The 13,234-nt window shown below is 37.5% G+C and carries 15 protein-coding genes; 2 read left to right on the top strand and 13 right to left on the bottom strand.

Features of this window, described 5'->3' with window-relative positions; genetic code table 11:
• Positions 1-11: 11 nt before the first annotated feature.
• From NSS81_RS07015 to NSS81_RS07035, 5 genes are all read right to left on the bottom strand, one after another.
• Positions 12-989, bottom strand: a complete 978-nt coding sequence (locus tag NSS81_RS07015; protein WP_342433955.1) for an oligopeptide/dipeptide ABC transporter ATP-binding protein — start codon at positions 987-989, stop codon at positions 12-14.
• A gap of 5 nt (positions 990-994) precedes the next feature.
• Complete coding sequence (locus NSS81_RS07020) at positions 995-1,990, bottom strand: ABC transporter ATP-binding protein (RefSeq protein WP_342432797.1); 996 nt, start codon at positions 1,988-1,990, stop codon at positions 995-997.
• Positions 1,991-2,007: 17 nt separating this feature from the next.
• Positions 2,008-2,862: an ABC transporter permease gene (locus NSS81_RS07025; RefSeq protein ID WP_342432798.1), complete on the bottom strand. Its 855-nt coding sequence runs from the start codon at positions 2,860-2,862 to the stop codon at positions 2,008-2,010.
• A 3-nt stretch (positions 2,863-2,865) separates the two neighbouring features.
• A complete protein-coding gene (locus tag NSS81_RS07030; RefSeq protein ID WP_342432799.1) occupies positions 2,866-3,822 on the bottom strand; it encodes an ABC transporter permease in 957 nt (318 codons plus the stop codon).
• Positions 3,823-3,945: 123 nt separating this feature from the next.
• On the bottom strand, positions 3,946-5,526 hold the full coding sequence (locus NSS81_RS07035) for an ABC transporter substrate-binding protein (protein ID WP_342432800.1): 1,581 nt from the start codon (positions 5,524-5,526) through the stop codon (positions 3,946-3,948).
• A 263-nt stretch (positions 5,527-5,789) separates the two neighbouring features.
• Here NSS81_RS07035 and NSS81_RS07040 point away from each other — a divergent pair, with 263 nt between their 5' ends.
• The gene (locus NSS81_RS07040; protein ID WP_342432801.1) at positions 5,790-6,350 is read left to right on the top strand and encodes an FAD-dependent oxidoreductase; all 561 of its coding nucleotides are present in this window, start codon (positions 5,790-5,792) and stop codon (positions 6,348-6,350) included.
• A 35-nt stretch (positions 6,351-6,385) separates the two neighbouring features.
• Here NSS81_RS07040 and NSS81_RS07045 read toward each other — a convergent pair whose 3' ends face one another.
• The 7 genes from NSS81_RS07045 to NSS81_RS07075 form a co-directional block, all read right to left on the bottom strand.
• Positions 6,386-6,796: a cytosolic protein gene (locus tag NSS81_RS07045; protein WP_342432802.1), complete on the bottom strand. Its 411-nt coding sequence runs from the start codon at positions 6,794-6,796 to the stop codon at positions 6,386-6,388.
• Between the two features lie 116 nt (positions 6,797-6,912).
• Entirely contained in the window at positions 6,913-7,065 is a 153-nt protein-coding gene (locus NSS81_RS07050; RefSeq protein ID WP_342432803.1) for a hypothetical protein, read from the bottom strand.
• Positions 7,066-7,078: 13 nt separating this feature from the next.
• Entirely contained in the window at positions 7,079-8,296 is a 1,218-nt protein-coding gene (locus NSS81_RS07055; protein WP_342432804.1) for a tetratricopeptide repeat protein, read from the bottom strand.
• A 156-nt stretch (positions 8,297-8,452) separates the two neighbouring features.
• Positions 8,453-9,715: a S8 family serine peptidase gene (locus NSS81_RS07060; RefSeq protein WP_342432805.1), complete on the bottom strand. Its 1,263-nt coding sequence runs from the start codon at positions 9,713-9,715 to the stop codon at positions 8,453-8,455.
• 189 nt (positions 9,716-9,904) lie between these two features.
• Positions 9,905-10,843, bottom strand: a complete 939-nt coding sequence (locus NSS81_RS07065) for a magnesium transporter CorA family protein (protein ID WP_342432806.1) — start codon at positions 10,841-10,843, stop codon at positions 9,905-9,907.
• A 208-nt stretch (positions 10,844-11,051) separates the two neighbouring features.
• Entirely contained in the window at positions 11,052-11,936 is an 885-nt protein-coding gene (locus tag NSS81_RS07070) for a cation diffusion facilitator family transporter (RefSeq protein ID WP_342432807.1), read from the bottom strand.
• A gap of 23 nt (positions 11,937-11,959) precedes the next feature.
• Complete coding sequence (locus NSS81_RS07075) at positions 11,960-12,100, bottom strand: hypothetical protein (protein ID WP_342432808.1); 141 nt, start codon at positions 12,098-12,100, stop codon at positions 11,960-11,962.
• Positions 12,101-12,216: 116 nt separating this feature from the next.
• Between NSS81_RS07075 and NSS81_RS07080 the strand changes: the two genes are divergently transcribed.
• The gene (locus tag NSS81_RS07080; RefSeq protein ID WP_342432809.1) at positions 12,217-12,426 is read left to right on the top strand and encodes a YozQ family protein; all 210 of its coding nucleotides are present in this window, start codon (positions 12,217-12,219) and stop codon (positions 12,424-12,426) included.
• A gap of 43 nt (positions 12,427-12,469) precedes the next feature.
• Here NSS81_RS07080 and NSS81_RS07085 read toward each other — a convergent pair whose 3' ends face one another.
• Positions 12,470-13,228, bottom strand: a complete 759-nt coding sequence (locus NSS81_RS07085; protein WP_342432810.1) for a TraR/DksA C4-type zinc finger protein — start codon at positions 13,226-13,228, stop codon at positions 12,470-12,472.
• Positions 13,229-13,234: the final 6 nt, after the last annotated feature.

Genomic DNA, 13,234 nt, shown 5'->3' on the forward strand with positions numbered 1-13,234 from the left:
GCACATTCTAATTAATATAAGTGGCAGGCCACATAATGCTCACCATCTACACGTTTTAATTGAGGGTCTATTTCACCACAGATTGGTTTGGCAAAAGGACAGCGAGATCTAAATCGACAGCCTTTTTCCATCTCAATAGGACTTGGAAGTTCACCTGTAATAATCTCACGGTTACTATTTTGAGCCTTGATTGGATCTGGAATTGGAATTGCCGATAACAAAGCTTGAGTATATGGGTGTAACGGTTTATCGTATAACTCATCACTTGTGGAAACCTCAACTATTTTGCCAAGATACATAACACCAATCCTATCAGATATATGGCGTACCATTGATAAATCATGAGCGACAAATAAATATGTGAGGTTTAGCTCCTTTTGAAGGTCTTCTAACAAATTTATCACTTGTGCCTGTATCGAAACATCGAGTGCAGAAATTGCCTCATCACAAATAATAAAATCCGGATTAGTGGAAAGTGCCCGAGCAATTCCAATTCTTTGCCGTTGACCTCCACTAAATTCGTGTGGCAATCTCCCCATGTCTTCTTTCTTTAAACCCACCTTTCCAAGGATATCAACGATGACCTTCTTTCTTTCACTTTTTGATAAACTTGTGTGAATTTCCAGTGGCTCATCGATAATTTCCTCAACCGTCATAAATGGATTTAAAGAAGAGTAAGGATCCTGAAAAATCATTTGCATTCTTTTTCGATACGGCTGGAGCCCTTTATTATTTAATGTGGCGATATCGTTACCATCAAAACGAATTTCACCTGCTGTTGGGTCATACAAGCGATTTAGTGTCCGGCCTAATGTCGATTTACCACACCCAGACTCACCAACTAGTCCAAAGGTTTCTCCCTTATAAATATGAAATGACACATTATCAACTGCTTTTACGACTTGTTTGCCCTTTTTAAACAGGGAAGTTTTTAAAGGGAAGTATTTTTTTAAATTTTTAACTTCGATAAGTTTCTGTCTTGTCTCCATCATGCTCATTCATCCCCTTCCCCTGCTAAAAAGCACCTAGATTTTTGAGTGGATGAAAAGCTTTTATACTCTGGTTTGTCAGTGAAGCATTTATTAAACGCAAATTCACAGCGTTCAGCAAATGGGCATCCTTTCGTCACATCTTTAAGCGAAGGAGCTGTTCCTCTTATTGGCTTTAATCTCGTTTTTTCTCCATCCACTCTTGGGATTGAGTTTAGTAATGCCTTTGTGTAGGGATGTTTGGGAGAATAAAAGATTTCATGTGCCATCCCCTCTTCCATCACCATTCCCGCGTACATCACCAAGATTCTACTGCAAATGGTCGCTACCACACCTAAATCATGGGTAATCAAAACGACTGACATATCATTTTCAATTTGCAACTTCTTTAACAATTCAAGAATTTGCGCTTGAATGGTCACATCAAGAGCCGTCGTTGGTTCATCAGCAATTAATAGTTTGGGATTACAAGCAAGTGCCATTGCGATTAGAACTCTTTGTCTCATCCCACCGCTAAATTCATGTGGGAATTGGTTTACTCTTGTTTCTGGAGATGGAATTCCTACCATTCTAAGCAACTCAACTGCCTCATGTTTGGCTTCTTTCTTTTTCATCCCTCTAACTCTTACTAATAACTCAATAAGATGTTCGCCGGCTTTTTTCAAAGGATTTAGAGCTGTCATTGGATCTTGGAAAATCATTGCAATATCTCTACCTCTAATTGCAGCTTTTTCTTTCTTCGATAACGTTTCAAGATGTTTTCCGTCCAAAATAATTTCACCTACATCAACGACAGCATTGGAGGGGATAATCCCAAGGATTGATTTAACCATTACACTTTTACCGCTTCCTGATTCACCAACAATTCCAAGAATTTCTCCCTTTTGAACGCTAAAGTCGATTCCCCGGACCGCTTCCATCCTGGATTCCCCATCATAAAAAGCAGTACGAAGGTTCTTTACTTCAAGTAAATTACTTTTTGCTTCTAAGTTGCTATCCATAACACTCTCCCTCCTCTCTATTTACCGCTAGTTTTCGGTTCCACTACTGCCCTTAGGACATCGCCTAGTTTATTAAAAGAATAGACAGTTAATACAATAAGAAGTCCTGGTAATATAGCCATATAGGGGGCATCGCCTAAATGACCTTGGGCACTTTGGAGCATACTTCCCCATGATGATAATGGTTGCTGAATTCCGAGACCAAGAAAGCTTAATGCTGACTCCATTAAAATAGCATTAGCGATACTTACTGTTGATGCAACGATAAAAGTAGGGAATACAGCTGGAATGATATGCTTCCAGATAATTTTTTTAATTGATTGTCCTGAGGATTTTGCATAAAGAACATATTCTCTTTCTTTGATTGAAAGCGTCTCCGCACGGACCATTCTAGCCGTACTCATCCAAGTAAAAAGACCAATTACAATAATAATCGCTTCTAACCCTGGAGTAAGATAAATACTGACCACAGTTACTAAAATCATCCATGGAATAGAAGAAATAATATCAACCGTTCGCATCAGAAAGTTATCAATTCGCCCGCCAAAATAACCACTTATGGTTCCCACCAATACCCCAATGCTGGTGGAAATCAACATCGCTAGAATACCAACCGTTAATGAAACCCTGCCACCATATAAAGCTCTTGTCAGATAATCACGGCCAAGTTCATCTGTTCCAAATAAATGCTGGCCATTTGGTTGTTGTAAAACATTCATTACATCTACCTTGTTAGGAGGAAATGGCGATAAAAAAGCAAAGATTGATAGTAAGATAATGATAACCAGGAAAATTAATGCACAAGCAGCAGTCTTATTCCGTTTTAGCTCTGCTTTAAGCTTATCAATTTTCCTATTTTTCTCTCCTGCCAATTTTTATTCCCCCATTCCCTTAATTCTCGGATCGATAATGCTGTATAAAATATCTGAAGCCAAATTTCCAATAATTACGAGACTAGAAGAAAGTAGCATAATAGCCATAATAATTGGGTAATCAAAGCCCTGAATAGCCTTTATAAAATAAGTACCAATTCCCGGCCATCCAAAAACCGTTTCTGTAACAACTGCTCCAGTGACTAACATCGGGAGGCTCATCCCTACAATCGTGATTACCGGGAGTAGGACATTGCGAAGGACATGGTTAAATAAAATGCTAACAGAACTTGCACCATACGCTTTTTGTACCATTACATAGTCTTCAGAAAGCTGCCCAATCGTAGATGACCGAACGTAACGGACAAGCTCCGGCATGAACGATAACGTTAAAACGGTAGTAGGCAGAACCAAATGGCTTAAAAGATCAGAAAATGAACCTTCCTTTCCAATTGTGTGCATGCCGAGGATTGGAAAAATATTGAGCTGATACCCAAAAATAAAGAGGAGCACCATCGCCATCCAAAAGCTTGGAATGGCTATTCCTAAGGAACTTAATCCATCAATAATTTTATCTGCTAGTTTGCCTTTTCTAGCACCTGCGACAAGTCCAAGAATGATTGACAAAACTAATGCGAGAATATAGGCAGGCAAAACGAGAATAATGGTGTTTGGAATTCTTACAGACAGATCCTTTGAAATACTCTCGTGCGTAACGATTGAGTAACCCCATTCACCACTCAAAATTCCTTTTATCCAGTAAAAATACTGCATATATGCCGGCTGATCTAACCCGTATCTAGCTTTGATTAGTTCAACTGTTTTCTCACTCATATTCGGAGTGGTCATTGCATCCACTGCATCATATGGAGCTAGTTGAATGAGTCCAAAACAAATAATTGAAATGATGATGAGCATTGGGATCGCCTGCATAACTCTTTTAAAAATATACTTTAACAAGAAATATCCCACTCCTTAATTACCCGCCCCTAAAGGATCGGAAATACCCTGCGGAAATTTTTATAAGAAAAAATAAAGATAAACAGTAAGCTGTTTATCTTTATTTACTATTCTTCAATTTTATTAATATGAAAGTTTTGACATATCTTCAAAAGTATAAACCGGAACTAGACCTGCTTCTTCAATCCCGCTGATTCTAGAATCAATCGCAAGGATTCGTTTGTTGGTTACAAGCGGATAGAAAGCAGCATCTTCGATAACGATTTGCTGAATTTCTTCATAGATTGCTTGACGCTTGGCATCATCTTTCTCTACACGGCCTTGGTTAAATAATTCATCTACTTTTGGATTACTATAATGCATGAAGTTGGAAGGACTATCTGTTACGAATAATGAATTAAAAGTATCAGGGTCAATTCCCATGATGTATCCGCTAAGATACATATCAAAGTCAGTGTGTTCGCTCTCCATTTTTTGGAACAATGCTGTGGCATCCATTCCAACCAGTTCTACACTAATACCAGCAGCTTGCAAGTTTTGTTGAATAACTGCTGCTTGCTTTTGTTGCGCTGGATTATTAGCAGTAAAACCAAGTTTCAATTTTAAATCAGATACTCCTGCACTTGCTAATAGTTCTTTTGATTTATCATTGTCTAATTTGAATTTTTCTACATTGTCAGTATAATAGGTTGCTTTACTTGGTAAGATTGAATACGCATTATCGTAAAAGTCGCTAGAAACATAACTAGCGGTATTGATTTCATCACGATTCAAACTATAAGCAACAGCTTGACGAACTTCTTTTGATTGTACGGCTGGCGAACTTAAGTTAAATCCTAAGTACCCGACTCTTCCTTCATCATAAGGCATTAGGGTAACATTCTTGCTATCTTTGAATTTGCTTGCATCAGAAGGCTGAATTGCAAACGCATTAATCTCGCCTTTTTGTAAGGCCATTGTAGCCGAATTAGCATCCATAATAATGCGGTAAACTACTTTATCAATTTTTGGTGCACCTAAGAAATAAGCTTCGTTCTTTTCAAAGGTAACACTTTCACCTGCTTTATACTCTTTAAATTTATATGGTCCAGTACCAACAGGTGTAGCATTTTTAGGGCTGTTTGCAATATTTGTTTCACCTTCGTAAATATGTTTAGGCATAATGAAGATATTTCCTAAGCCTTCAAATGCACCCATACTTACTTCTGGAAGTGTGAATTTAACGGTATAGTCATCCACTTTTTCAACCTTAACAGGTTGATCATTAAAAATAAGCTGGCTTCTTGCCCATCCACCGTTTTCTTCTTTTAACATCTGTTCATATGTGAATACAACGTCATCCGCCGTAAACGCTTCTCCATCATGCCACTTAACATCTTTTCTTAATTTAGCTGTGTAGGTTAAGAAATCTTCTGATGCTGTCATGCTTTCTGCTAGGAAGAATTCAACATTATCTTTTCCGTTATACATATACAATGGAGAATATAATGCTTTTATTTCCATTAAACCGTAACGGTCACCTGTAGTAATTACGTTGACAGCATTTCCTGGATCACCATCAATTCCATAAATAAACGTATCTGGTTTAGCTGTTTCTTCATTGCTTTTGTTTGCATTATCCTTCTCATTCGACGTACAGCCTGCTAGCACAAGAAACATGCTTATCAACACGGCGATAAGAATATTTATATTTTTACGACCCACTGGTATTCCTCCTAGTATGTTTTTCTGCACCTATAAAATAGTAGATTTTTTTAAAACGTAATTCCAACTATTCCTATAAGGTTTTACTTCGTTATTCTACATGAAAATATAAAATTAGTAAATCATATTGTTTAGTTATTTTAAAATTCATTTGGATATACTGTGAACATCTAGGAAGGTTTGTGTAAGCAGGTTGTTTTACATTTTCTATTGATTAAGTTAAGTTATATTAAGATAGATAAACATTTTTAGGAGGTATTTAAATGTTTGATGTACTAATTATTGGTGCTGGACCAGCTGGTGCAAGTGCAGCTTTATTCACAGCTAAAGCGGGAAAGAAAACGATAGTGATTGATAATGACAAAACCGTCACAAAACGCGCATGGGTTGAAAATCATTATGGTGTAATGGAAATCTCTGGACCTGACCTTGTCGAAATCGGCAAGCAGCAAGTAAGTAAATTTGGTGCAGAAATTGTCCAAGCTACTGTAACAAATATTAGCAAAGTCGATGGCGGTTTTAAAGTCGAGTCTGACAATGGTGAATACGAAGCAAAGCACGTAATCGTTGCAACTGGATTCTTTGCCGATGTTGCTGAAGCAGCTGGCTTAACAACAAAGCCTGGAACAGAGCCAAGAGTAAAAACCATTCTTGATGTCGATAGTAATGGAAAAACAAATATCGGTGGCATTTGGGCAGCAGGTACCATTGCTGGTGTAAGTGTACATACAATTGTTACTGCCGGTGACGGTGCAAGAGTAGCAATCAATGTTATTAGTGAATTGAATGGCGAGCGCTACGTTGACCATGACGTTTTAAAATAATTTAGCCAAAATGGGACTCATGTAGAGTCCCATTTTTATACATCTAAATCTTTGCCTTCTTCAACGATATGTAACAGAAGATGGGCTAGATGGTGAATCGGTCCGAATTCTTCCTCTTCTTCATTTTCTTCCTCACTATAGTCAAGGTCCTGTAAGTATAGTGCGGTAAACTCATAAAAATCCTTCAATTGGAAGCTGTAGCAACCAATTGGGTCCTCATGGCCATCCTCATCACTAGTGTCCTCATATTGAAGGACCATGTAGGAAATATCACCATCCGCATCCTCAGCATCGAAAAAGACAAAAAAGCCAATATTCGTGTCTAATTCAAAAAGATGCCTAGTTCCCCCTTCGGTCGCTTTTTCAAAATCCTCTTGGCTAAGCTTTTGAATTTGCATGCTATCGACATTATCCTCTTGATGAAAACCCACAACAAATGATTTCATTATTATCCTCCTTGTAAGTAGATGCTATTAGTGTATCCTTTTAAAGCATTTCATATTTATAATGATAAACATCAATTAGTCCACAAAATTAAAAAAACCTGACAATGTCAGGTTTTCTAATAAACTGGCGGCTGTATAGGATGACTAGCTTGAATATCAGTAGAAGTCAGTTGTAACTGCGAAGCAGAATTTCCCCCACTTGTATTGGTTGAAACAGATAATAGGAAAACGAGAGACACAGAAATGAGTAGCATAGATAATTTTTTCATAAATTTTACCCCCTCAAAGTATTTTATTTAAGTATTTAAATGCTTTTGGATACATTTCATTTTGATTGTAATAATCCGAAAGCATTTTGTAGAACTCAACCAGGTCTTCATTGTGTTCATTTATCTCATTGAAATAAGGGATGATCTTTAATTCTAGATATACTATCGACTTTTCCAATGAATCCATATGTAAAAGATAAAAATCTGCTAATAATCTATATTTCTTATTGCCTAATTGTTTTGCCAAAGCTCTTAAAGTTTGGAAGCACTCCTTGGCATTATCAGTGGATTGAAGCATATAGTGGATTTTACCAATGGCATATAAGGTAACAAGGTAGTGATGGTAAGATGGTGTCTGAATTGCCAAGCTTTTCTCGTAGTAGACTAATGCTTCTTTCGGATTTTCCATTTTATCTTGCAAGTAACCCATATTATGATAAATTTGCGGTAGTAACTTTTCTTCCTTAAGCAATTCTGCATTTCGAATCAAATGTCGAAAGCAATCAAGCGCCTCTTCATATATTTTCGAGTGGGTATAATTAATGCTAAGTAACATGAGTACATGTAGGATGCGTATAAAGTTGTGCTCATTCATAAAAATTTGAAGGGCGATCTTCCCAAAATGAATGGCATGTCCTGATTGTTCGAGTGAACTCTTAACCAGCGCACGGTGATAAATAAAATCACCGCTAATGATTTCATTCTTTTCACTGCCCAGTGAATCAAGAATTTCATCAGCCTTTTTAAACTGACCTTTCATTATTAAGGATACCGCATGATAGTAAAGAAATAAATACTCTTCATGTTGGGAAAAATTTTTCCTTTGCTTAGCTAGCAAATCCTTTTGAGCCTCTGCCTCTGATAATAAACCTTTAAATAAGAGATAGTGAAATTTATATAACTCGTAAAGATATATACTTTTAGAGTACGGAATAATGTGTTCAATCTCTTTCAATTTATGGTAAATTTCATCCGCTTCTTCCCTTAAGAAGAAATTAATTTTTTCCTCAAAATCCCTAATCAAGCTAATAATTTGCCCTTCCTTTTCTTCCACCTCTTCATAGTTTATGGATAGCCTACTTAATAACAAAGAAAGCGTTTCTTCGTTTGCTTCTTTTGAGTTATTTTCAATTTTACTTAAATGAGGGATAGAGCATATTCCAGCAGCAAGCTCTTTTTGTGTTATCCCTTTTTGAGTTCTATGGTATTTAATTAAGGATCCGAATTCCATATGACCACCTAGAAGCCCTTTCCTTTTTCCATTATTTTATAACAACCAGTCCCCCTCTACCACTCTTTTGTTCAGAATATTAAAAAAGGTTTTCATTTCTCTTACAAGAGACAAGCTAAAAGCCATCTGGAATAATGACAGATGGCTTTGTTCTAGCTATTTTACTCTCGGAAACCCAAACCCAGAGGCATAATCATCCCCTAAAGCTGCTCCTGTACCACCTTTTATATCGTAAAGCTTTGCACGATTTTGAAGCTCCGTACGAAGCTGAACACTTGATAATGATGGATTTGCTGCCCAAATCTTCGCAGCTAGCCCTGAAACATGCGGTGTTGCCATAGATGTTCCACTAATCGTGTTATACGAACCGTCGTGCCAAGTTGATTCAATTGCTCTACCTGGTGCTGAGACCTCTATATCACGTTCTTGAATCAAATAATCTTCATCTGTTGCTGGATTTCCTCGGGAAGAGAAATCAGCTACGCGATATGTGCCATTTTGCTGAACATCTTCTAAAGCAGCTACAGCAACTGCATTTACGAGCGCACCTGGATATCCAATTGTATTACTACTAGGACCGTCATTACCTGCTGCTGCTATAACAAGAACACCTTTGTTATACGCATAATCAACTGCACTTGAAATAAGTGAGTCCTTCGCGCTAGACCCGAGTGACATTGATATAATTACACGCGAACTGGTTCTAGTCGCTTCATCAGCCGCTGTTCGAATCGCAGAGGCAATATCGTCTGAGTAACCAGAACCACGGTTGTTTAATACTTTATATGACCAAAGATCTGCTTCTGGGGCTACACCGTAAATTCCATTACCACTTCCACCGTTCGCTAAAACCGTTCCAGAAACATGGGTACCATGTCCATTCCCATCCGAACAGCTGCCATTAATTAATGGAGATTTCTGTTGCGTAAAATCTTTGCATTGCTCAATATTTCCAGTTAAATCAGCGTGATTAACATTTACACCTGTATCTAGCACGGCAACCTTAATCCCACTGCCGCCAGAAGGAACAGAAATGGAGGAATCATTATAAATCGCTTCTATCCCCCATGGTGTTTGGTCACTCGGGCCAGATCCTTGCGAGCCTGGCCCAGGTTTAGCTGCTACCTCTGGCTTTACCCCAAGTTGAACTTCTGAAACCTTTTCAATCGTCAGGTTTTTATTTTTTAGTAGAGCTTGGTACTGCCGTTCATTTAACGTGGTTGTAAATCCTTTGGCACCGAAGTCCCAACGAACACCAACACTTTCCTTTGCTTGGTCCTTCTCTGCGTTTGGACCTTGAATCAACACCCGATAAGTATCCTGTTCTTTTATCTGTTGCCCAAAAGCTTCTGTTGCAAACATTGAAACACCCATTACAAAGCTTAGTACCGTCGCCCCTATTACCTTCCCTTTTTTCATTTGGAAACTCCCCTCCAATTTTAACTCTAGGACTTTGCCTGTCCTGTTATTCTATTTAGAATTTTCAGTAAAATAAAGTTACAATTGCACTAAACAGGTTGGGAAATTTTTTGTATTCTGATAAAAAATACTTTTCTAAAGTGAAATAAAAAAAATCCATTCTCGGTTGAGAACGGATTTTTTAGTCGTTTAAAAGTATTTCTTTTTCCAAAAAATCAATGCCGTTAATGTAGATAAGCCTCCGGCAATGATCAGTGAGTATAAAAAGGCATCTGGGCTTCTTTGGAATGGTAAATCGACATTCATACCATAAAAGCTAAAAACAATCGTTGGGAAAGAGAGGATAATCGTAAATGACGTTAAAAATTTCATAACAATATTGACGTTATTTGAAATAATCGAAGCAAAAGCATCCATCATCCCGCTAAGAATCGAACTGTACGTCTGAGCCATCTCAATCGCCTGAATTTTTTCAATCATAACATCCTCTAATAAATCCTTGTCTTCTTCATACATTTTTATATAGTTGAAGCGCAGAATTTTATCCAATACCACTTTATTTGATTTTAATGAAGTCATGAAATAAACTAGACTTTTTTCAAGTCCTAGGAGCGCGTATATTTCTTTGTTCTTCATCGACTTGTGAAGTCCCCGTTCAATTTCATTGGTTTTTTTATTTATTTGTTTTAAATAACGAAGATAATGGGCTGTAATAATAGCTAGCAACTGCAAGGCAAAACGGTTCTTTTTAAACGTGAAGAAGTCTTTTACCTTATTATTCTTAAAAACTTCCAATATAGGAGTATCCTTTAATGAAACGGTAATAATACAATCATCGGTTAGAACAATCCCAATCGGAATTGTCTCGTAGACTGGAAAACCAGCCTCATCATGGGCAATATATGGATAATCCACGATAATATAAACTTGATTATCTTCTCGTTCAATCCTTGGATGCTCTTCATCATCAAGGGCGTCTTTGATAAAATCAACATAGACATGTGCTTCATTTGCTACTAGATTAATTTCCTGCTCTGTTGGTGCATACATATGGACCCAGCAGCCTTTTGATATCTTATCGACCTGTTCTAATACTCTTGTTTCCGAGCTTTTATAAATCTCTAACATAGTAAAACCTCCTCATGTCCTTGATTGAGGAAGCCAACTACCTTCTATAGAGTTGATATTCTTGAAGAATCCAATTCAAAGATAAATTGACTTCCCGTGGCCTGCTAGGGTCTGGGTCTATGGAATAACTCAAAATATCAACTCCTCCACCGTTAATTCAATTCTCCCTTATCATAAACCCAATTAGCCAAAAGTACAAACAAGATTTTCACTCCGGAAAATAAGGGTTTAAGTGTATTAACACCTCGTTGATATTGTCATATTTATCCATCAACTTACCCTTAATTGTCTTTGCAAGGTCATGTCCCTCTTTAATTGTCTTGAAATGATCGATAGATATTCGCAAATCGACTAAAATATAGTGTCCATGTTCTCGTGCTCGAATCCGGTCAATTCGCTTTACCTCTGCAAACTCTGATACAACAGTTATGTATTCCTGTAATATTTCCGTACCTATACTTCGTTCCAATAGAATGTCGAAAGCTTCAGTTAACATCTCTTTAGCAATTTTATAAATTAAGTACGCTACAAAAATACTTGCTACCTTATCACCATAGAGCAAGAAGGTAATTCCCAGTCGCTCTCCTGCAACAGATAATAACACCCCAATTGCAGCTGCAATCGACGCCACAATATCAGCTTTGTGATCGAAGGCAATCGCCTCAATTGCCTTGCTATTATGCTGTTTGGCAACTTTCAAAGAGGATCTGTATAGAATAATTTTTGCAATAAAAGAGACTAATGCTACCCACATAGCTAATAGGCTTGGCGTTGCGATTTCATGAAAGAAACCGCTAATCCCTTCAAAAACAACATAGATTGATACCAGTAACAGCAGGATTCCGACAATACCTGAAACGATTACCTCAGCTTTACCATGTCCATATGGATGTTCCTCATCTGCAGGTTTATTAGCAATTTTTATGACCAGTAATACGATGACCGATGCAAATACATCTGCGGCTGAGTGAATTCCATCCGCAAATACAGCATCACTATTTCCATACCAGCCAATGAAAAGTTTTCCGAATGTAAGGATGATATTACTTATTACACTTATCCAGGCGATTTTTTTTGCCAAGGATTCTCTCATCTCTATGTCACCTCAAATGTTTCTTATTCCTCTAGTCCCACATTATCGTTCATTGCCATTTCCTCTCGTTCTTCTTCTACGGCTATTCTGTTGATTGCATCATGCAGAAAGTGAAAAGCTTGGTCTAGTTCCTCACGTGATGGAAATTGATTTTTTTTATTCATTATTTTTTCCTCCTGAATTGATTTATTTTTACCAAAACCCCTTTAATGGAGTAAATCATGGAGTAAAAGAAGAAAATACGCTTGTACCAATTAATTTTACAAAAAGGAGTGTTTTTATGAAAAGAAACCCTAAAAATAACACCGAAGTGGCAGGAAGCTTCTTTCATCCAAGTGATTATAAAAGAAATAATACCGTGTCTTCGGGTATAGCGACTTCACACGAGCAAGCAATGGATTCGTACATGGAGGGTGAAATTGGCGCTGTCATTGATGATGTAGACGGAAAGGATATTCCTATTCCCCGAAAGGGCTATGATGAAGAGTAATTTGTAGAGAAAACAGCTTTCTTATGGAAAGCTGTTTTTCTTTTTACTTTTCGTTATCATCTACATATGGGTCATGCTCATATGCTGGCAAATCACCAAAGCTTGTCATAATTCCTTCCTCATCAAGTGCATCTTCATACTGCTCATGCTGCGCATTCGGGTACACGGTTATCTCGTTCCTGTACATGTCATTGCCCACAAAGTTCTCAAAGTCTTCAACATAGCCAATATTTTCATCCGACTCTGGATAGATGTCCTGATAGTTATCTTCTGAAAAAGCTAAATCTGACGGTGTATCAGATGTTCCCCATTGGGCGACCGTTTGCCAGGAATCCTCTGCATCAAAGGCGACCGTTTCATCCTTTTCATCCATATCAAACTTTCCAAAATCCGGTTTCAATATCTTTTCCTCGATAGGGCGGTCATGGGAAACGAATTGATCGGGACTGTGTTCCTTACAAAAAGTCGTATTAGGTATGGCTTCTAATCGTTCATAAGAAATATCTTTTCCACAGACCTCACATTTTCCGTATGTCCCATTTTCCATTGCATATAAAGCCTTATTTATATTCTCTAACTGATTCTCTGAGTGTTCATTGAGTGCAATATCTTTCTCACGCTCATATAACTCAGTACCTTCATCGGCAGGATGGTTATCATAACTTGATAATTCACCCATAGATTCATGAAAATGACCAAGTTCTAATCCATAATGATCATTTTGATCTAAACGCTCCGTTAGCTCCTCTTTTTCCTTTAATAAGTTCAAGCGTAAACCCGCTAGCTGCTCTGTTGTTAGCATACTAAA

Source organism: Neobacillus sp. FSL H8-0543, assembly GCF_038592905.1.
Classification (GTDB): domain Bacteria; phylum Bacillota; class Bacilli; order Bacillales; family Cytobacillaceae; genus Neobacillus.